The sequence below is a fragment of the Streptomyces fuscichromogenes genome, from assembly GCF_014645815.1.
In the GTDB taxonomy this organism is placed as follows: domain Bacteria; phylum Actinomycetota; class Actinomycetes; order Streptomycetales; family Streptomycetaceae; genus Streptomyces; species Streptomyces fuscichromogenes.
In genome coordinates, this window is sequence record NZ_BMML01000011.1 from 162660 (window position 1) to 183097 (window position 20438).

The 20438-nt window shown below is 71.2% G+C and carries 19 protein-coding genes; 17 read left to right on the top strand and 2 right to left on the bottom strand.

Annotated features, from left to right (window positions below; genetic code table 11):
- The first annotated feature begins 14 nt into the window (after positions 1-14).
- The 17 genes from IEZ11_RS24680 (at position 15) to IEZ11_RS24760 (ending at position 18606) form a co-directional block, all read left to right on the top strand.
- Positions 15-806, top strand: coding sequence for an enoyl-CoA hydratase/isomerase family protein (locus IEZ11_RS24680; protein WP_189265038.1), 792 nt, complete (start codon positions 15-17; stop codon positions 804-806).
- Between the two features lie 2 nt (positions 807-808).
- Positions 809-2425 carry a class I adenylate-forming enzyme family protein gene (locus IEZ11_RS24685; protein ID WP_229713330.1) on the top strand — a complete coding sequence of 539 codons (1617 nt, stop codon included), beginning with the start codon at positions 809-811 and terminating at the stop codon, positions 2423-2425.
- 82 nt (positions 2426-2507) lie between these two features.
- A complete protein-coding gene (locus tag IEZ11_RS24690) occupies positions 2508-4211 on the top strand; it encodes a class I adenylate-forming enzyme family protein (protein WP_189265040.1) in 1704 nt (567 codons plus the stop codon).
- Positions 4208-5494 (top strand): aromatic ring-hydroxylating oxygenase subunit alpha, encoded by a 1287-nt coding sequence (locus tag IEZ11_RS24695; RefSeq protein ID WP_189265041.1) that lies wholly within the window; start codon positions 4208-4210, stop codon positions 5492-5494. The genes IEZ11_RS24690 and IEZ11_RS24695 overlap by 4 nt, the downstream gene beginning before the upstream one ends.
- Positions 5491-6000 (top strand): aromatic-ring-hydroxylating dioxygenase subunit beta, encoded by a 510-nt coding sequence (locus tag IEZ11_RS24700; protein WP_189265042.1) that lies wholly within the window; start codon positions 5491-5493, stop codon positions 5998-6000. The genes IEZ11_RS24695 and IEZ11_RS24700 overlap by 4 nt, the downstream gene beginning before the upstream one ends.
- A gap of 11 nt (positions 6001-6011) precedes the next feature.
- Positions 6012-6233 (top strand): hypothetical protein, encoded by a 222-nt coding sequence (locus IEZ11_RS24705; RefSeq protein ID WP_189265043.1) that lies wholly within the window; start codon positions 6012-6014, stop codon positions 6231-6233.
- 11 nt (positions 6234-6244) lie between these two features.
- Positions 6245-7507, top strand: coding sequence for an acetyl-CoA hydrolase/transferase family protein (locus IEZ11_RS24710; RefSeq protein ID WP_189265044.1), 1263 nt, complete (start codon positions 6245-6247; stop codon positions 7505-7507).
- Complete coding sequence (locus IEZ11_RS24715) at positions 7504-8721, top strand: acetyl-CoA C-acetyltransferase (RefSeq protein ID WP_229713331.1); 1218 nt, start codon at positions 7504-7506, stop codon at positions 8719-8721. Before IEZ11_RS24710 ends, IEZ11_RS24715 begins: the two co-directional genes overlap by 4 nt.
- A 5-nt stretch (positions 8722-8726) precedes the next feature.
- A complete protein-coding gene (locus tag IEZ11_RS24720) occupies positions 8727-10127 on the top strand; it encodes an OB-fold domain-containing protein (protein ID WP_189265045.1) in 1401 nt (466 codons plus the stop codon).
- Entirely contained in the window at positions 10124-11317 is a 1194-nt protein-coding gene (locus tag IEZ11_RS24725) for an acetyl-CoA acetyltransferase (protein WP_189265046.1), read from the top strand. The genes IEZ11_RS24720 and IEZ11_RS24725 overlap by 4 nt, the downstream gene beginning before the upstream one ends.
- Before the next feature lie 61 nt (positions 11318-11378).
- Positions 11379-12593, top strand: coding sequence for an enoyl-CoA hydratase-related protein (locus IEZ11_RS24730; protein ID WP_189265047.1), 1215 nt, complete (start codon positions 11379-11381; stop codon positions 12591-12593).
- Positions 12594-12595: 2 nt separating this feature from the next.
- Positions 12596-13762, top strand: coding sequence for an acyl-CoA dehydrogenase family protein (locus IEZ11_RS24735; RefSeq protein ID WP_189265048.1), 1167 nt, complete (start codon positions 12596-12598; stop codon positions 13760-13762).
- 45 nt (positions 13763-13807) lie between these two features.
- Complete coding sequence (locus tag IEZ11_RS24740) at positions 13808-14671, top strand: SDR family NAD(P)-dependent oxidoreductase (RefSeq protein ID WP_189265049.1); 864 nt, start codon at positions 13808-13810, stop codon at positions 14669-14671.
- Positions 14672-14696: 25 nt separating this feature from the next.
- A complete protein-coding gene (locus IEZ11_RS24745; RefSeq protein ID WP_189265050.1) occupies positions 14697-16016 on the top strand; it encodes a phytoene desaturase family protein in 1320 nt (439 codons plus the stop codon).
- A 10-nt stretch (positions 16017-16026) separates the two neighbouring features.
- On the top strand, positions 16027-16218 hold the full coding sequence (locus IEZ11_RS24750; RefSeq protein WP_189265051.1) for a ferredoxin: 192 nt from the start codon (positions 16027-16029) through the stop codon (positions 16216-16218).
- Positions 16218-17453, top strand: a complete 1236-nt coding sequence (locus tag IEZ11_RS24755; RefSeq protein ID WP_189265052.1) for an NAD(P)/FAD-dependent oxidoreductase — start codon at positions 16218-16220, stop codon at positions 17451-17453. Before IEZ11_RS24750 ends, IEZ11_RS24755 begins: the two co-directional genes overlap by 1 nt.
- 10 nt (positions 17454-17463) lie before the next feature.
- Positions 17464-18606, top strand: a complete 1143-nt coding sequence (locus IEZ11_RS24760) for a CaiB/BaiF CoA transferase family protein (protein WP_189265053.1) — start codon at positions 17464-17466, stop codon at positions 18604-18606.
- Between the two features lie 50 nt (positions 18607-18656).
- Here IEZ11_RS24760 and IEZ11_RS24765 read toward each other — a convergent pair whose 3' ends face one another.
- Positions 18657-19379 (bottom strand): TetR/AcrR family transcriptional regulator, encoded by a 723-nt coding sequence (locus tag IEZ11_RS24765; protein ID WP_189265054.1) that lies wholly within the window; start codon positions 19377-19379, stop codon positions 18657-18659.
- Positions 19380-19386: 7 nt separating this feature from the next.
- Complete coding sequence (locus IEZ11_RS24770; RefSeq protein WP_189265055.1) at positions 19387-20436, bottom strand: LLM class F420-dependent oxidoreductase; 1050 nt, start codon at positions 20434-20436, stop codon at positions 19387-19389.
- Positions 20437-20438 lie beyond the last annotated feature (2 nt).

Here is a 20438-nt window from a genome sequence, read left to right on the forward strand (position 1 = left end):
GGGGACGAGACGCCATGAGTGACTACAGCCTTGACGGCATCGTGCTGGCCGAGGACCACGGGTCCGTCCGCGTACTGATCCTGAACCGGCCCGAGAAGCGCAACGCGATCGACCTCGAACTGCGGGTGGTGCTCGCGGAGCGCCTGGAGTCCGCGATGGCCGACGACACCGTGCGGGCGATCGTGCTGACCGGCAGCGGCGGCACCTTCTGCTCGGGCGGGGACATCTCCACGATGCGTCGGCAGAGCCCTGAGGAGGCCCGTCCCAGGGCTGAGGCGGCCCAGCGGGTGATCCGGGCGATCTGGGGCGGGCCCACACCGGTGGTGGCCGCCGTGGAGGGCTTCGCATATGGCGCGGGGGCGGCGCTCGCGCTGGCCTGCGATCGAGTGGTCGCCGCGAGGGACGCGTCGTTCAGCACGTCGTTCACCGGTGTCGGTCTCGCCGGTGACATGGGAATATCGGTGTCACTGCCGGCCAGGGCCGGTCTGGCCGCGGCCCGGCAACTGCTTCTGCTGCCCCGCCCGGTCTGGGGGCCGGAAGCGCTCTCCCTCGGTCTCGCCGACGTACTGACCGAGACGGGAGGTGCCCTCGACTGGGCGCTGGAAGACGCCCGACGCATCGCCGAGGGCCCGCCTCTCGCCCTTACCGCCATCAGGTCGATGCTCGGTGTCTGTCCGGCAGGCGATCCGCGCGCGGCACTCGATCTCGAGGTCGAGCACCAGATCCGGTTGTTCGATTCGGCGGACTTCGCCGAAGGCGTCTCCGCCTTTCACGGGCGGCGCCGCCCCGAGTTCAAGGGATGCTGAACATGGCAGAGGCGCTCGTCACCTCACTCTGGCCCAGGGACGACAGCGTGCCCCTGGTCGACCACACCGTCGGCTCCCTGCTTGCCGAACGCGCCGTGACGCATGCCGACACCCCGTCCCTGGTCGGCATCGCGCACGGTACCGGCGAGGAACGCCGGCTCACTTACCGCGAGCTGTACACCGAAGCCCGCCGGGTGGCCACCGCTCTGCTGAGGCTGGCCGAGCCGGGGGAGTCCGTCGCGTTGTGGGCACCGAACGTCGTCGAGTGGCCGATCGTCCAGTACGGCGCCGCACTGGCGGGGGTGACCCTGGTCGCACTCAACCCCGTCCTGCGGCCCGACGAACTCGTCTACGCCCTCTCCCACTCCGGGGTCGTCGTCCTGCTGCACGCGGACGTCAGCCGTGACTACGACCTCGCCGCCGTCGCCGCCACCGTGCGGCCGCGCTGTCCCGGACTGCGGCACGTGGTCTCGCTCGCGGACCGTGAGCGGTGGAGTGCCGAGCCGGAGGACCTGCCGACCACGGCCGTCCAGGACCCCGGTGCACCGGTGATGCTCCAGTACACCTCGGGTACCACCGGCCTCCCCAAGGGAGTGCTGCTGAGTCATCGCTCCCTGGTCAACGTCGCCAGACTGACCGTGGAGACCGTCGGGACCGAACCGGGGGCGGTACATGTCAGCCCGTTGCCCATGTTCCACACGGCCGGGTGCGTGGTCGCCACTCTGGGCACGCTCTGGCTGGGCGGTTGCTTCGAACTCGTCGAGCAGTTCAGACCGGGCCCCGTACTGGAACTGATGGAGAAGGAGGGCGTCTCGGTCCTGTTCTGCGTGCCGGCCATGCTGGCCGCCCTGATCGAGGCTGTCCGGGAAAACGGTCGCCCAGCACCCGGACTGCGCACGGTCATGGTGGGCGGTGCGAACGTGCACACCACGCTCATCGAGGCGACACGGCGGGTGTTCGGCGCCCGGGTGCACAACCTGTACGGGCAGACCGAACTGGCGCCGACGCTGACGGCCACCCGGCGTGAGGACAGCGAGGAGGACATCCGGAGTACGGTGGGCCGGCCGTTGCCGCAGGTGGAGTGCAAGATCGTCCATCCGGCCACCGGCGCGGTGCAGCCGCTCGGGACACCGGGGGAGATCTGCGCCCGGGGCTACCAGCAGATGATCGGGTACCTGCACGATCCGGAGGCGACCGCGCGCACGGTCGACGCGGAAGGCTGGGTGCACACCGGTGACCTGGGCACCATGGACGCGCGCGGTGTGATCGCCATCACGGGGCGGCTCAAGGAGCTGATCATCCGCGGCGGTGAGAACATCGCGCCGATCGAGATCGAGAGCTGTCTGCTGGGACACGAGGCCGTCCTGGAGGCCGCCGTGGTCGCGGTGCCGGACGAGAGGTGGGGCGAGGCGGTCGGAGCGGTCGTGCGGCTGGCGGAAGAGCCGTCCGAGGGGCTCCGTGACGCTCTGGCCGAGTACTGCAGGGACCGGCTGGCCAAGTTCAAGGTGCCGCAGTACTGGTTCGTCGCCGACGAGATGCCGGTCACTCCGGCCGGCAAGGTACGCAAGTTCAAGCTCCGTGAGGCCGTCACCGAGGGGAAGCTGCGTCCTCTGCACTGATTTCCCGGGCAGGTGCCCCGGGCGGTTGCCGCCGACCCACTCCAGCATTTAATCTAAAATCAATTAGAAAAGGAGGTGTTCCGTGGCAGCAGAGATCGAGCGGCGTCGTGAGCACCTGCGTGCCCGGTTCGAGCGCTGGACGCCGCGCACCCTTGACGAGTGGCTGGATCACTGTGCCGCGCGGTACGGCGACCGCCCCTTCGTCATCACCGACGAGCGGACCCTCGGCTACGCAGAGACCGCCGAGTGGTCCGCCCGCCTCGCGGACGGCCTCGCCGCGCTTGGCGTGCGCCCCGGCGACCGGGTGGGGCTGCTGATGGCGAACCACCTGGAGTTCGCCCCGCTCAAATTCGCCGTCGCCCGGACCGGTGCCGTGGCAATTCCGTTCAACTACCTGTACCGCCAGGAGGAGTTGGCGTACGTCCTGAACCAGTCGGAGTGCTCCGTACTGATCTCCATGACCGCGTTCGGCGACCTCGACTACCAGACCATGCTCGACGCCGTCGCGCCCGGCTGGGACACCGGCGCCGCGACCTCGCTGCCCCACCTGCGACAGGTCGTGCTGCTGCCCACCGAGGGCGCCGGGCCGAGGGACGGCGTGCCGACCGTAACCTCGCTCGCGGACCTCGGCGACCGGCACCGGGGCACCTGCGTCACCGGCGCCGCCCGGCCCGACGACATCGGTGACCTGCTCTACACCTCCGGCACCACCGGCTCGCCCAAGGGCGTCCTCGTGACCCATGACTCCGTGCTGCGCACGGCCTACGCCTCGGCCCTGACCAGGGCGTTCCAGGACAGCCGACGGATCCTGTTCTCGCTGCCCTGCTACCACATGTTCGGATACGTCGAGGGACTCCTCGCCGTGATGGCGGTGGGCGGCGCGATCGTCCCGCAGACCGTCTTCGAACCGCTCCGTTACTTCGCCGGGATCCAGCGCCACCGGGCCACAGACATCCTGTGCGTGCCCACGATGACCGTGGCCCTGCTGGAGCACCCCGCGCGCGCCGACCACGACCTCACCTCGCTCACCGCGCTGCTGTCCGGCGCGGCCCCCGCCCCCGTCTGGCTGTGGAAGCGGGTGCGCGCCGAGCTCGGCGTCGAGGAGATCACCACCGGGTACGGCATGACCGAGTGCGGCGGGGCGATGACGTTCACCCTCCCCGACGATCCGCTGGAGCGGCACGCCGGCACCGTCGGCAGGCCCAAGATGGCGGGCCCGGCCGGACTGCCCGACGGCACGCTCGCCACGTACAAGACCATCGACCCGCTCACCGGCGAGGACCTCCCGCCCGGGGCGGAGGGCGAGCTGGTCTCCCGGGGGCCGACGCACATGCGGGGCTTCTGGAACAAGCCCGAGGAGACCGTGAAGGCCCTGCAGGGCGGCTGGGTGCACTCCGGCGACCTGGGCCGGGTGCGGGACGACGGTTACGTCGAAGTCACCGGCCGCACCAAGGAGTTGTACAAGAGCGGCGGCGAGCTGGTCATGCCCAAGGAGATCGAGGACCTGCTCACCGCCCACCCCGCGATCAGCCAGGTCTACCTGGTGGGCGTACCCGACGAACGGTGGGGCGACGCCGGCTGCGCCTGCGTCGTACGCGCCCCCGGTGCCGACCTCGCCGCCGCGGATGTCATCGCGCTCTGCAAGGACAGGCTGGCGCGGTTCAAGGTCCCCAAGCACGTGCTGTTCCTGGACGCCGCCGACCTGCCCACCACGCCCACCGGCAAGGTGCAGAAGTTCCGGCTGGCGCAGTACGCCCAGAAGCGAATCGAGGATGGCGAAGCATGACGGCCACGCTGCCGGAGACGGCACACGAACAGACGGACAAGCCGGACAGGTACGCACGGCTGATCCAGCCGACCCGGGTGCACGGGTCGCTCTACACCGACCCGGAGATCTTCGCCGAGGAGTTGGAGCGCATCTGGTACCGCACGTGGGTGTACGTCGGGCATGTCAGCGAGGTGCCCGAACCGGGCGACTACGTGCGCAAGAACATCGGTCCGCAGGACGTCGTCATGACCCGCGACCGGGACGGCGAGGTGCACCTGCTGCTCAACCGCTGCGCCCACCGCGGCAACCTGGTGTGCGACGCGCCGAGCGGCAACTCCAACTCCTTCCGCTGTCCCTACCACGGCTGGACCTACCGCAACAACGGCGACCTGCTCGGCTATCCCTACAACAAGGGCTACGGCGGCAAGGGCAAGCTCGCCCTCGGCCTCGGCCGGGTTCCCAGGGTCGCCTCCCACCAGGGCTTCGTCTTCGGGAGCTTCGCCCCCGGCGGTCCGACGCTGGCCGAACACCTTGGCGCCGCCGCCGGCGAACTGGACCGCCTCGCGCGCCTGTCCCCGGAGGGTGAGGTCGAGCTCACCGCCGGCTGGCTCAAGCACCGCACCCGTGCCAACTGGAAGCTGCTCGCGGAGAACGAGACGGACGGCTACCACCCGCAGTTCGTGCACGGCTCCATCTTCAGCGTCACCGGCAGCCCGATCGGCGCCCTCTACAGCGACAACTCCACGGCCGTGACCCGGGACCTGGGCGGCGGCCACAGCGAGAACGACCTGCGTCCGGAGTTCCGCCACTTCGCCGAGCCGATGCGCTGGTTCGGCACCACCGAGGACCGGGTGCCCCAGTACGTGGCGCGCATGAGGGAGCTGCACGGACCCGCCGCCGAGGAGATCCTCATCGAGGGATCCCCACATGTGATGATCTTCCCCAACCTCTTCATCGCAGAAATTCAGCTCTTCGTCATCCAGCCCCTGTCGGTCGGCGAGTGCGTCCAGCACTCCACCGCCGTCCAGTTCAAGGGCGCCCCCGAACTCAACCGGCGCATGGTCTCGCAGTGCGTCGGCTCGGTCGGGCCGGCCGGGATGCTGCTCGCCGACGACACCGAGATGTACGAGCGCAACCAGCGCGGCGTCGCTCTGCGCGAGCCGGAATGGCTCGACATCCGGCGAGGCGTGGAACGCGAACGCACCGACGACAACGGCTTCCGGATCGGCACCGCGACCGACGAGACGGGCATGCGGGGCTTCTGGTCGCACTACCGGAGCCTGATGGAGGCGGACAAGTGACCGCACCGGCCACCACCCACGAAACCAGCGTCGACCTGCGCCAGGTGGAGCAGTTCCTCTACCGCGAGGCCCGCTACGCGGACGAGCACGACTACGACGCCTGGGAGGCCCTGTGGACCGACGACGCCCTGTACTGGGTGCCCGCTGGTGCCCCGGAGGGTGACCCCGTCCAGCAGATGTCGGTGATCAGTGACAACCGCAGCCGTATCGCCACCCGCCTGAAGCAGCTCAGGACGGGTAAGCGGTACGCGCAGTCGCCGCCTTCCCACCTGCGCCGGATCGTCTCCAACGTGGAGATCCTCGACGACGAGGGCGGAGAGCCGGGTGACCTGACGGTCGGGGCGAACTTCGTCCTCGTCGAGTCCCGGGAGCGCGGCAACGAAATGTGGGCCGGCCGTACCACGTACCGGCTGCGTCTCGTCGACGGTCAGCTGCGGCTGGCGTACAAGAAGGTCGTCCTGGTCGACCACGACCGTGCGCTGCCCACCCTGTCCTTCCTGATCTGAGGGCGGCGGCGATGAACGAGAGCGAGATCGTGGGCAGTGAGTTCGCCGAGGTCGCGGTGGGCGTCGACACCACGGCCAACGGGCCTCGGCTGCGTCTGGAGGACCGTCGCACCGGTCGTGTCCGCTTCCTGGACGCGCTCGAACTGGAGACCCTGGTGTGGCTCCCCGACGGCCACCTCGGCAGGCTGCTCGACCCGTCGGCGGACCGCTGGCGTGAAGACGCCGGCCACTGACGGGACGGGACATGGACGTCATCGCTCCCGACGAGCTCGACCTGTCCCGGTACGTCCGGGCGGGCGACACCGTCGCCTGGTTCCAGGCATGCGCCGAGCCGCGCACTCTGACCGAGCGGCTCATGCAACAGCGCGCCACGATAGGGCACTTCCGGTGCTTCCTCGGTATCCCGGCCAGCGACACCGTCCGGCCGGACCACGCGGATCTGGTCACGTTCGTCAGCTACATCGGCAGCGGCGGCAACCGGGCCCTGCACCGGGCGGGGAAGCTGGACGTGCTCCCCGCCCCCTACTCCACCCTCCCCGGTGTGCTCGCCGACGGCCCTGTCCGCGCCGACGTGGTGCTGGTCCAGCTCCCCCCGGCGGATGAGCACGGACGCCACGGCTTGGGGCTGGCCGAGGACTACCTGAGCGCCGCCCTGGACACCGCCCGGGTGGTGATCGCCGAGGTCAACGATCAGGTCCCGCAGATCTGCGGCTCGCGCACCCTGGGCGCCGCCGACCTCGACGTGGTGGTCCACACATCCCGGCCGCCCGCCGAGGTCCCGCCCGCCGCGCCGGACGCCGTCACCGCACGCGTCGCGGCTCATGTGGCCGGCCTCGTGGAGGACGGGGCCACCCTCCAGTTCGGCGTCGGCGCACTTCCGGAGGCCGTCCTCGGGCTGCTGACCGACCGCCGCGACCTGGGCATCCACTCCGGGCTGATCAACGACGCCGCCATGGACCTGATCGAGGCGGGCGCGGTGACCGGCGCCCGCAAGACGCTCGACCGAGGCCGGGCGGTCGGCGGGCTGCTGATGGGTACCCGGCGACTGTTCCGCTTCGCCCACCGCAACCCCGTCATCCAGCTGCGCGACACCGCCTACACCCACGACCCGCGCACGCTGGCCGCCCAGCACCGGCTGGTCGCCATCAACGCGGCCATCGAGGTCGACCTCTCGGGACAGGTCAACTCGGAACTCGCCAGGGGGAGTTACGTCGGCGCGGTCGGCGGCGCCGGCGACTTCCTGCGGGGGGCCGCCAGGTCGCCGGGCGGCCTGCCCGTCGTCGCCCTGCCCGCCACGGCGGGCCCGGCCAGCCGCATCGTGGCCCGGCTGTCCGGCCCGGTGAGCACCTCCCGCAGCGACGCGGGACTCTTCGTCACCGAGTACGGCGTCGCCGACCTGCGCGGTCAGCCGCTGAGTGTCCGTCGTGAACGGATGCTCGCCATCGCCCACCCCGACCACCGACCGGCGCTGGAAGCCGCGCTGGAAGAGCAAGGAGCCCCGGCATGACAGCCCTGCGACGCGCGGCGATCGTCACACCGCTGCGCACCCCCGTCGGCACCTTCGGCGGCACCCTGCGCCCGGTACCCGCGCACGATCTCGCGGCCACCGTGATCAAGGCGGTGGTCGCGCGCTCCGGCATCGACCCGCAGCGCCTCGACGACGTCGTCTTCGCCCAGTCGTACGCCAACTCCGAGGCCCCGAGCATCGGCCGCTGGGCCGCCCTCCAGGCCGGCCTGCCGGTCGAGGTGCCCGGTTTCCAGCTCGACCGGCGCTGCGGCGGCGGACTCCAGGCCGTGGTCACCGCCGCGATGACGGTCCAGACCGGGGCCGCCGACGTGGTCCTGGCGGGCGGCGTGGAGAGCATGAGCAACATCGAGCACTACTCCACGGACGTCCGCTGGGGCAGCCGCTCCGGCACCGTACAGCTCTACGACCGCCTGGACCGGGGCCGCGAACGCTCGCAGCCGCAGGAGCGGTTCGGCCCGATCAGCGGAATGATCGAGACGGCGGAGAACCTCGCCGAGCGCTACGGCATCACCCGCGAGGAGGCCGACGCGTTCGCGGTCCGCAGCCATCGGCGTGCCGCCGCGGCGTGGGATGCCGGACGCTTCGCCGACGAGATCGTGCCGGTCGCCGTCCCCCGCCGCCGGGCCGGTGACGCCCTCTCCTGCGAACGCGACGAGGGTGTCCGCCCCGGTACCACCGAGGAGATCCTGGCCGGCCTCCGCCCGCTCATACCCGGCGGAACCGTCACCGCGGGCAACTCCAGCCAGCAGAACGACGCCGCCGCGGCCTGTCTCGTCGTCGCCGAGGACAAGCTCGCCGAACTCGGCCTGGAGCCAATGGGCTTCCTGCGCGGCTGGGCGGCGGCTGGCTGTGAGCCCTCCGTGATGGGCATCGGCCCGGTGCCGGCGGTCGCCAAACTGTTCGCCCGCACCGGACTGGGCTTCGACGACATGGACCTCGTCGAGGTGAACGAGGCCTTCGCCTGCCAGGTCCTCGCTGTCCTCAAGGAGTGGGACTTCAAGTACGACAACGACGACGACCGGCTCAACGTCAACGGTTCCGGCATCTCTCTCGGTCACCCCATCGGCGCCACCGGGGTGCGGATCCTGGCCACCATGCTGCACGAACTGCGGCGGCGGGGCGGCAGATACGCCCTCGAAACCATGTGCGTCGGCGGCGGCCAGGGCATGGCCGCGATCTTCGAGGCGGTGTGAGCGCCATGACCTCCCACGCCATCGTGTCGTACGCTGCGTACCTGCCCCGGCACCGCGTCCTGCGCGACGAACTGGGCACCGCCCTCGGCATCCGAGCGGGTCGCGGCGAGCGGGCCGCCGCCTCCTTCGACGAGGACAGCACCACGATGGGCGTCGAGGCCGCCCGTCGTCTCCTGCCCGCCCGGACCGCGCCGGGCGCGCTGTACTTCGCGACCACCTCGCCCGCCTACCTTGACAAGACCAACGCCGCCGCCGTGCACGCCGCGCTCGGCCTGCCGTCCGACGCCTTCGTTGCCGACCTGGCGGGCTCGGCGCGCTCCGGGATCGCCGCGTTGCGTGCCGCCTGGCTCGGCGGCGGGCTCGCCGTCCTGTCCGACGTCCGTACCGGCCGCCCGGGCTCGGCGGACGAACGGGACGGGGGAGACGGGGCGGCGGCCTTCGCCTTCGGCGCGCCGGACGAGGCCATCGCCGAGATCGTCGCCCACGCCTCCGCCACCGCCGAGTTCCTCGACCGCTGGCGCGCCCCCGGAAGCCCGGTCGGTGACCAGTGGGAGGAGCGGTTCGGCCTGGAGACCTATCTGCCGCTGATCGAGGACGCCGGACAGCGCGCCCTGAAGGCCGCCGGCCTCGCACAGCCCGACCACGTGCTGCTCGTCTCGCCGAACTCGGCCGTCCGCAAGCGCGCCGTCAAGCTCTTCCCCGCCCGCCTGTCCGTGGGCGGTTCACCCCTCGGCCATACCGGAGCCGCCGACCCGGGACTCGCCCTGGCCGACCTCCTCGACCGCGCCGGGGCGGGGGAGACGATCCTGCTGCTCTCCGCCGCCGACGGCTGCGACGCCGTACTGCTGCGGACCACCGACCGGCTCCCCGACGCCAGGCAGCCCGAACCGGTCGCCGGACAACTCGCCGCGGGACGGCCCGTCTCCTACCCGGCCTACCTGACCTGGCGCGGCTGGCTGGACCGTGAGCCGCCGCGCCGACCCGAGCCCGACCGTCCGGCGGGCCCGCCCTCGGCGCGCGGGGAGCGCTGGAAGTTCGGCTTCACCGGCAGCCGCTGTGAGAACTGCGGCTTCGTCCATCTGCCGCCCGCCCGCGTGTGCAAGGAGTGCGGCGCGGTGGACGCGATGACGGCCGCGCCGCTGGCCGGAGTGAGGGGCACGGTGGCGACGTACACCGTCGACCGGCTCGCTCACTCGCCCTCGCCGCCGCTGATCGACGCGGTGGTCGACTTCGACGGCGGCGGGCGCTGCACGCTGGAGATCGCCGACGCGGCGGCCGGCGAACTCGCCGTCGGCGCCCGGGTGGAGCCGGTCTTCCGGCGGCTGCACACCGCGGGTGGCGTGCACAACTACTTCTGGAAGGCCCGTATGACGGCGGACACGAGGGAAGAGGGGAGCACGACGTGAGCAGCAACGGGATCCGCGACCGGGTCGCGGTCGTCGGCATGGGATGCACGCCCTTCGGAGAGCACTGGGAGCGGTCGGCGGACGACCTGCTCCTCGACGCCACCCAGGAGTGCCTCGCGGCGACACCGAACCTCTCGCCCGACGACGTGGACGCCTACTGGCTGGGCACCCTCGGCTCCGGACAGTCCGGCATGGCGCTCAGCCGTCCGCTGTCCCTGGACCACAAGCCCGTCACCCGCGTCGAGAACTACTGCGCCACCGGCTCGGAGGCCTTCCGCAACGCCTGTTACGCGGTCGCCTCGGGGGCGTATGACCGGGTGATGGCGGTCGGCGTGGAGAAGCTGAAGGACTCCGGTTTCTCCGGGCTGCTGCGCTCCGACCCGCCGGGCGACGGCACCGCCCCCGAACTGTCGCTGACCGCCCCGGCCGCCTTCTCCCTGCTCGACCCGGCGTACTGCGCGCGGTACGGGGTGGATCCCGGGGCGATGCGCGAGGCGATGACGCACGTCGCGTGGAAGAACCACGCCAACGGCGCCCGCAACCCCAAGGCCCAGTTCCGGTCCGTGGTCTCCAAGGAGACGATCGAGCGGGCGCCGCTGGTGGCCGGACGGCTCGGCGTCTTCGACTGCTCGGGCGTCTCCGACGGCGCCGCCTGCGCCCTGATCGTCCGGGCCGAGGACGCCCCCCAGTACACGGACCGCCCGATGTACGTGAAGGGCCTGTCCCTGGTCGCCGGGCCCGCCAGGGGGGCCATGGACCCCGGCTACGACTACACCACCTTCCCCGAGGTGGTCCACGCCGCCGCCGACGCCTACCGGCAGGCGGGCGTCACCGACCCGCGCACGCAGATCTCGCTCGCCGAGGTGCACGACTGCTTCACCCCGACCGAGGTGGTGCTGATGGAGGACCTCGGGTTCGCCGACCGCGGCCAGTCATGGAGGGATGTCCTTGACGGCGCCTTCGAACTCGGCGGGCGGCTGCCCGTGAACCCGGACGGCGGGCTGAAGTCCTTCGGCCATCCCGTCGGCGCGAGCGGACTGCGGATGCTCTACGAGTGCTGGCTCCAGTTCCGCGGCGAGGCGGGCGAGCGGCAGCTGGCCGAGCCACGTCTCGGCCTCACCCACAACCTGGGCGGGCGGCCGGGGGGCTGTGTCTCGTTCGTCTCGGTCGTAGGGCCCGATCTGGGGTGACCGGCGTGCCGGCAGACCATTGACCCGCGCTCAGAATTTTATCTATATTAGATTTGAAACTATGGTGGAGGCTGCGAGCGTGCAACGCGACGAGAAAGAGGCGGTGGCGGCCGAGCTCTACCGGGCGCTGGCCCGCAGTGACCGGAAGCGGCTGGACGAGATCCTGCATCCCGCGTTCGAGGGCCGGACCACCGAAGGGCTCCCACTCGGCCTGGGCGGGACGTACCGCGGGCCCGACGCCATGCGCCGGGAGTTCTGGGGACGGATCGCCCGCAGCTACGACGCTCGGGCCGAACCCGCCGAGTACCGTCACCTGGACGACGGACACCTGCTGGTCACGGGTAGGTACGTGGGCGAGGCCAGGCAGGGCGGGGGCAAGCTCGACGCGGAGTTCCTCCATCTCCTGAGTTTCGCCGAGCGCCGGATCACCGGTCTCGTCCAGCTGACGGACAGCGCACGCTGGGCAGCGGCCCTGCAGACGGGGCAGACCCTGTCGGCCCTGGACCTCCGTGTCGCCGACGGGCTCGCCCAGATCCGGCTCGACCGCCCGCACGTCCGTAACGCCTTCGACCAGACCACGGCCGACGACCTGTACGAGGTCGCCCAGCGCCTGGCCGCCGACCCTGACGTCCGCGCCGTACTGATCACGGGCAACGGCCCCGCCCTCACCGTGGGCGGCGACATCGCCGTCTTCGCGGACAACGCGGGCGCCGGGCTGCCCGGCAAGCTGCGCAGGATGATCTCGCCCTACCACGAGGCGTTGCGCCTGCTCAGCCGGCTCGACGCGCCGATCGTGTGCGCCGCGCACGGCGCCGTCGCGGGCGGCGGACTGGGACTGCTGTACTGCGCGGACATCGTGCTGGCCGCCGAGGGCACCAAGTTCGCCTCCGGGTTCACGGCCATCGGCCTGTCCGGCGACGGCGGCAACTCCTGGTTCCTGCCGAGGCTCGTCGGGCCCCGCCGGGCCGCCGAGTTCTACCTCGAACAGCGGGTGCTCGACGCCCACGAGGCCGCCGAATGGGGGCTGGTGACACGCGTGCTGCCGGCCGCCGAACTGGCCGACGAGGCCCTGGCGGTCGCCCGAAGGCTGGCCGCCGGTCCCACCCGTGCCCACGGCGAGATCCGTCGGCTGCTGCGCGACTCGTGGTCGGCCACGCTGTCCGAGCAGTTGACGGCCGAGGGGGACGCGGTCGCGCGCACCGCCGCGACGTCCGACGCCTCGGCGGCCGTCGCCGCCTTCATCGACAAGCGCAAGCCCATATTCCAGGGACGGTAACGATGACAGCACTGATCACGGACAGCGACGAGCACCGGCTGATCCGGGAGAGCACCGCCAAGATCGCGGCCCGCTACGGGCATGCGTACTACAGCGAACGGGCCCGGACCGGAACCGGTCTGGGGGAGCTGTGGAGCGAGCTCGGTGAGGCCGGGCTGCTGGGTGTCCACCTTCCCGAGGAGTACGGCGGCGGGGGCGCGGGTCTGGCCGAACTCGTCGTGATTCTGGAGGAGTTGGCGGCGCACGGCATGCCGATCCTCAGCAGCGTCATCTCGCCCGCCATCTGCGGTTCGATCATCGCCGCCCATGCCTCGCCGGAGATGAAACAGACGTGGCTGCCGGACCTCGCCTCCGGCCGCCGCAAGATGGCGTTCGCCATCACCGAGCCGGACGCCGGATCGAACAGCCACGCCATCACGACCACGGCCCGGTCCGACGGCGAGGGCTTTCGGATCTCGGGCGGCAAGTACTTCATCTCCGCCCTGAACGAAGCGGACGCCGTGCTCGTGGTCACCAGGGACGGCGACCTGGCCCCCTCGGCATCCGGGCGCAGCCCTCTGTCGCTCTTCGTGGTGCCCGTCGACGCGCCCGGTCTGCAGTACCAGCCCATCGAGACCGAACTGATCTGCCCGGACAAGCAGTTCACCCTGTTCTTCGACGACGTCCGGGTGGGCGGCGACGCCCTGATCGGGGAGCGCGGCAGGGGACTTCGACAGGTCTTCGCCGGCCTCAACCCGGAGCGCATCACCGCCTCGGCGCTCAGCAACGGCATCGGCCGTTACGCGGTGGCGAAGGCGCGTGCGTACGCCTGCGAGCGCAAGGTGTGGTCGGCTCCGATCGGAGCGCACCAGGGCGTCTCCCATCCCCTCGCCGAAGCGCACATCGGGGTGGAACTCGCCCGGCTCGCCACGGCCCGCAGCGCGGAGTTGTTCGATACCGGACAGGACGCCGCGGCGGCGGCCAACATCGCCAAGTTCACCGCGGCCGAGGCCTCGCTCAAGGCGCTCGACCAGGCCATCCAGACCCACGGCGGCAACGGCCTGTCGCGCGAGTACGGCCTGGCCGACCTGTGGTTCGTCGCCCGCATGCTGCGTACCGCACCCGTCAGTCGGGAGATGGTGCTCAACTTCGTGGCCCAGCACAGCCTCGGCCTGCCCAACTCGTACTGACACCTCTCACTGACATCCCTCATCCGAGCAGCAAGGAGTACCCACATGGCAGGAGTACAGGACCGGGTCGTCGTGGTGACCGGCGCGGGCGGCGGGCTGGGGCGCGAGTACGCGCTCCTACTGGCCCGTCACGGTGCCAAGGTCGTCGTCAACGACCTCGGCGGCGCCCGGGACGGCACCGGATCCGGCAGCGCGATGGCCGACGCGGTCGTCGAGGAGATCCGTGCCGCGGGCGGTCAGGCCGTCGCCAACCACGACAGCGTGGCCACCGAGGAGGGCGCCGCCAGTGTCATCGGCACCGCCCTCAAGGAGTACGGCGCCGTGCACGGCGTGGTGAACAACGCCGGCATCCTGCGGGACGCCTCCTTCGCCAAGATGACGGCGGAGCAGTGGGAGGCCGTGCAGCGCGTGCACCTCTTCGGCGGCTTCCACGTCACCCGAGCGGCCTGGCCGCACTTCCGTGAGCAGGGACTTGGCCGGGTGGTCATGGTCACCTCGACCTCCGGTCTGTACGGCAACTTCGGCCAGGCCAACTATGGCGCGGCCAAGCTCGGTCTGGTCGGTCTGGTCAACACGCTCGCCGTCGAGGGCCGCAAGTACAACATCCTGGCCAACGCGGTCGCGCCGCTGGCCCGGACCCGGATGAGCGAGGACGCCGCCCCCACCGAACTCCTGGAGAAGCTCCCGGCCGAGTTCGTCGCACCCGTCGTCGCCCACCTGCTGACCGACGAGTGCGCCGACACCGGCACCGTGCTGATCGCCGGTGGCGACCGCGTTCAGCGCGTCGCGTACTTCGCCTCGAAGGGTGTGACCTTCGCCGGCACCCCGACTCTCCAGGACGTCGCCGACCGCTGGCTCGACATCACAGACATGGACGGCGCCGCCCTCGGCACCAACCCGCTGGCCTGAGCCGGGACTTAGGGAGACAACGCTCGTGAAATCCTTCGACGCCCTCGTCATAGGCGCAGGCGCGGGCGGCCTGTTCAGCGCCGCCCGTCTGACCCACCTCGGCTACCGCACTCTCGTCGTCGAACGCCTCGACCGGGTGGGCGGCCGCGCCTCCACCCACGAGATCGACGGCTTCAAGGTCAACAACGGCGCCATCGTCATCGAGGTGGGCGGCATCACCGAGCAGACATTCCAGGAGGTCGGCGCCAAGTTCGACGTCCGCCGGGCGAACCCGCCCGTCCTCTACCGCATCGGCGGCAAGGAGGTCGACGTGACCGGCGGCGGCTGGGGCATGCTGCTGTCCAAGCTCACCCGCCAGGGCGCCAAGCTCCTCGGCGGCATCGGAGCCGCCCGCGAGGACAGCGGCCTGCCGGACAGCGAGTTGTCCACCGCCGACTGGATCCGCCGCTACACCAAGAACGAGTCGGTGCACGGCGTGTTCCGCAACATGTGCGGATCGGTCTTCGCGGTGGGCTCGGAAGAACTGCCCGCCCGGGTCTTCCTCACCTACTTCACCCGCAAGAGCGCCTTCAAGAAGTTCGGCTTCTGCCCCGACGGCACCATCGGCATCTGGCGCGCGCTCGCGGACGTGGTCATCGCCGGCGGCGGCGAGGTCTGGCTGGACAGCGAGGTGCGCCAACTGACCGTCGAGGACGGTCGGGTCACCGGCGCGGTCGTCGTCCGCGACGGTCAGAACAGCGAGGTCTCCTGCCGGTTCGCGGTCAGCGACACCGGTCCTGCCGCCACCGTGGCCCTCGTCGGCGAGGAACACTTCCCCGAGGAGTACTTGGCCTCCGTCCGCCGCGGTGACCGGCCCTGCTCGATGATCTCCGTCAACTTCGCCAGCCAGGAGCGCCTGGTCGAGGCTCCGGGCCTGCTCAGCTTCGCCAAGACCCGCCGGATGTGCTACGTCGCCAACTTCACCGCGACCTGCCCCAAGATGGCGCCGGAGGGCTGGCACCTCTACGTGGGCACGGCCGTACCCCAGCCCGCCGTCGGGGACTTCGACGAGGCGGCCGAGACCGAGCTGCTCATGGCCGACCTCCGGGAGCAGATCCCCGGCTTCGACCGCGCCCGCATCCTGTCGACCGTCGTCACCCGCGACGGCTGGCCCCCGCAGCGCGCGGTGGCGGGCTTCGACCTCCCGAACACCACCCCTCTGCCCAACCTCTGGAACGTCGGCGACGCCGTCAAGGAGTACGCCAACGGCGGCACCACGGCCTGCGCCGAGACCGCCAAGCTCGTCGTCGAACACATCGCGCAGCGCCACCCGGTCGGCGCCGGCGCCGAACCGGCCGGAGCCTGAAGGACCACCGATGAAGATCACCGTTGATCGCAGCAAGTGCACCGGGCTCGGCATATGCGAGTCCCTGTCGCCCGACGTGTTCGAGGTCGACGACGCGGGCGAACTCGTCCTGAAGACCGACACCGTGCCCGCGGGCATCCTCTCCGACGTCCAGGAGGCCGTCGCGGGCTGCCCGACCGAAGCCCTCCGGCTGGAGCCCTGATGAGCGTTCGCCGACTGGTCGTCGTGGGCGCGTCCCTGGCGGGGCTGCGCGCCGTCGAGGCGGCGCGCAGGGACGGCTTCGACGGTCGGATCACGCTCGTGGGGGCCGAACCGCACCTCCCGTACGACCGGCCTCCGCTGTCCAAGCGGTTCCTCGACGCGAGCGGTACGGACCCGGTACCACCGACCTTCCGCACCGAGGAGGCACTGCGCACCGATCTCGGCGCGGAACTCCTGCTCGGCGACCCTGCCACGTTCCTGGACACCGCGGCCCGCACGATCGTCGTCGGCGGACGGACCATCGGCTACGACGCCCTGGTCGTCGCCACCGGCGCGACCGCCCGCCGGCTGCCCGGTGCGGCGGGCCTGACCGGCGTGCACACGCTGCGCACCCTGGACGACGCGCTCGCCGTCCGGCGGGCACTCGACAGCGGTGCCCGGACCGTGGTGATCGGCGCCGGTTTCATCGGCGCCGAGACCGCGGCCGCCGCCCGGAAGCGGGGACTGGACGTCGTCGTGGTCGAGACGCAGCCGACCCCGCTGGTGCGCGCTGTCGGCGAGGCGATGGGCGGCGCCCTCGCCTCGCTGCACCTGCGCCATGGCACCGACCTCAGGTGCGGTCTGAGCGTCACCTCGCTCGAAGGGGAGGAGCGGGTCGAGAGGGTCCGGCTCTCTGACGGGAGCGTGCTCGACGCGGACCTGGTGGTCGTCGGCACCGGGGCCGTGCCCGCCACGGACTGGCTGGAGGACTCCGGCCTGACCCTGAGCAACGGAGTGGTCTGCGACGAGACCCTCTGCACCGGAGCCGAAGGCGTCTACGCGGCCGGCGATGTCGCCCGATGGCACAACCCCGCCTTCGACCGGCTCATGCGCCTGGAGCACTGGATCAGCGCGGCCGAACAGGGAGCCGTCGCCGCGCGCAACGCCCTGAACCCGGCGGCGGCGAAGACCTATGCGACGGTGCCGTACTTCTGGTCCGACCAGTACGACAGCCGCATCCAGTTCGTGGGTGTTCCGCAGTCCGACGAGATCGACGTGGTCGACGGTGACATCGAGGGTGACCAGCACGGCGTCGCCCTGTACCGCGGCGGCGACCGCCTGGTGGGAGCCCTGGCCGTCAACAGGCCCACCGAGATCATGAAGTACCGGGGACTTATCGCCCGGGGTGCCTCGTGGGCGGAAGGGCTCGCGTTCGCGCGGTCACGGAGCAGGTCCCGGCACACCACGGACGCGTGAGGGGGAGAAGATGGCAGACGGCCCGCTGTCGGGATGCAGGGTGCTGGAGCTCGCCGGGATCGGCCCGGGTCCGTTCGCGGGCATGACACTGGCGGACCTGGGCGCGGAAGTGGTCCGGGTCGATCGCCCCGGAGGCAACGGGTTCTTCCCGGGCTTCGAGCAGGTCGACGTCCTGAACCGCGGAAAGAAGTCGGTCCTGCTCGACCTGAAACGGCCGGACGCCGTACGGGCCGTGCTGGACATGTCGGCCCGGGCCGACATCCTGATCGAGGGCTACCGTCCGGGGGTCGCCGAACGGCTCGGCCTCGGACCCGACGAGTGTCTCGCCCGCAACCCGCGTCTGGTCTACGGCCGGATGACCGGCTGGGGACAGGACGGGCCACTGGCCCAGCGGGCCGGGCACGACATCGGTTATGTCGCCCTGACGGGTGCTCTGCACGCCGTCGGCGGTGCCGACGGACCACCGCAGATCCCGCTCAACCTCGTCGGTGACTTCGGCGGCGGCGGGACCTATCTGGTCATGGGCGTCCTGGCGGCGCTGCGCCGGGCCGACCGCACGGGCAGCGGACAGGTCGTCGACGCCGCCATCGTCGACGGCACGGCCCATCTGCTCGCCGGCACCCACATGATGCTGGCCACCGGGACCTGGCAGGACCAGCGGGGCGTTAACCTCCTGGACGGCGGAGCGCCGTTCTACGCCGTCTACGAGACGGCCGACGGCCGCCACATGGCGGTCGGCGCCCTGGAACCGAAGTTCTACGCCGAACTGCTCACCGTCCTCGGGGTCGACGAGGACCCCGCCGCCCAGCACGACCGCACCAGGTGGCCGGTGCTGCGCGAACGGCTCGCGGCGGCGTTCGCGAGCCGCACCCGGGACGAGTGGGCGGCGGAGTTCTCGGCGTCGGACGCGTGCGTGGCACCGGTGATGAGCCTGCGAGAGGCCGCGGACCACCCGCATCTGAAGGCCCGCGGCACGCTGGTGGAGCGCGACGGTGTCCTCCAGCCGGCGCCCGCGCCGCGTTTCTCCGCGACACCCACCGCCCTCGGACCGCCCCCGCCCGTGCCGGGCCGGCACACCCGCGAGATCCTCAAGACGTGGCACGTCGAGGACGCCGAGGGTTTGCTGACTTCGGGCGCCGCCGTGCAGGCGTGAGAGACCCGGCCACGCGCGCCCTCAGGTGGTGAAAGCCGGGAGCGTGCCCTTCACCCGTGTGTCGATGCCGTTGAACCCTTCGCGGCTGTCGTCCGCCGGGCCCGGGACACCCCGGTCGCACGGGCGGCGCCCAGTTCCTGGTCGGCCGCCACGCCCAGGCCGTGCCGCACCAGGGATTTCGCGGTGCGCACCACGACGTCCAGCGAGCCCTGACGCGGATTCCACCACTCCGCGGCCCAGTTCAGGGCGCCCAGGACCAGCATGCGGGCGACCCGGGGTTCGAGGTCGGCACGGAGCCCACCCGCCTTCTGCGCGTCCTGGACGAGCGTGCGCCAGATGTCCCCGTACCTGCCGTCCTCGGCGAGCTGCCGGGTGCGGAGGTCCTCCGGGACCTGACCCGCGTTGCGGATCGCCGCGGTGGCGAAGTCCGAGATCGCCAGCTGGTAACGAAGGTGCTCCTCGACGGCGGTGTCGATGCGGTCCATGGGGTCGGTGTCCGCTGGAAGCGCGTCGAGCGCCTCCGCGACGTGCTGCCGCAGACGGGCCACGCCGACCCACATGACCTCCTCGATCAGCACTTCCCTGGAGGAGAAGTAGTAGTAGATGGCCGGCGCCTGGATCTGTGCCTGCTCCGCCACGTCGCTCAGCCGCGTGCCCGCGTAACCCTTGCGGCTGAGGACGTGGGCCGCCGCGTCCAGGATGCGTTCGCGGGTGCGCGCCGACTTGGAGTCGGAGGGATCGACCGGTGGCTTGTCCGCGGATTTTCTAGGCACGCATCAATTATAGGTTGTCGACCAGACGACGGACGGCCTCCACCGTGCGGGCCGGGTCCGGTCCGACCGGGTCGAGGTTCAGGGCCGTCACTCCCGCCTCCCGGTAGGCGTGGATCCGTTCCGTGACCTGGCCGGGCGGTCCGATCAGGGTGGTCTGCTCCAGCCACTTCCGCGGCACGGCGGCCTCGGCCTCCCGCGTCCTGCCGTCCAGGTAGAGATCCTGGATGATCTTCGCCTCGGCCTCGAAGCCGTATCGGCACGCCAGGTCGTTGTAGAAGTTCCTGCCCCGGGAGCCCATCCCGCCGATGTACCGGGCGGCTGTCGGCCGCTCCTGGTCGAGCAGATCGTCGACCGGGAGTTTCTCGCCGACGGCGACCGGGCCGCCGGCGACGATGTCCAGCGGCGGCAGTCCGGGGGAGCGGCGCGCGGTCCCCGCGGCGAGTGCGGGTCCGAAGACCTCCGCCGCCTTGTCCGGCAGGAAGAACAACGGAAGCCAGCCGTCCGCCAGTTCGGCCGTCGCGCGCACCGAGCGCTCCATCAGTGACGCCCAGTAGACGGGGATGCCGGCGCGGTAGGGATGATTGATCAGGCGCAACGGTTTGCCGAGCCCCGTCCCGCGGTCGGCGGGCAGCGGCAGCCGGTAGACCTTTCCGTCGTACGTCAGGGGCTCCTCCCGCCGCCACACCTTGCGGCAGATCTCGATGGTCTCCGCGATCCGCTGCATCGGCCGGTCGAACGGCACACCGTGGAAGCCCTCGACGACCTGGGGTCCGGAAGCACCGATGCCGAGGGCGAAGCGGCCCCGGCTGAGGCTGTCCGCGGCGGCGGCGCTCATGGCCAGCAGGGTCGGGGTGCGAGAGAAGACGTTGACGATGCCGGTACCGATCTGTACGCGCTCGGTCGTCGCGGCCAGATAACCGACGAGCGTCATGGCGTCGAAGCCGTAGGCCTCGGGGACCCAGACCATGTCGAGGCCGGCGGACTCCAGGTCCCGTACCAGTTCGGCGGTCTCGACCGGGTCACCGGTGTACCTGGACAACAGCATCGAGAGTTTCACTT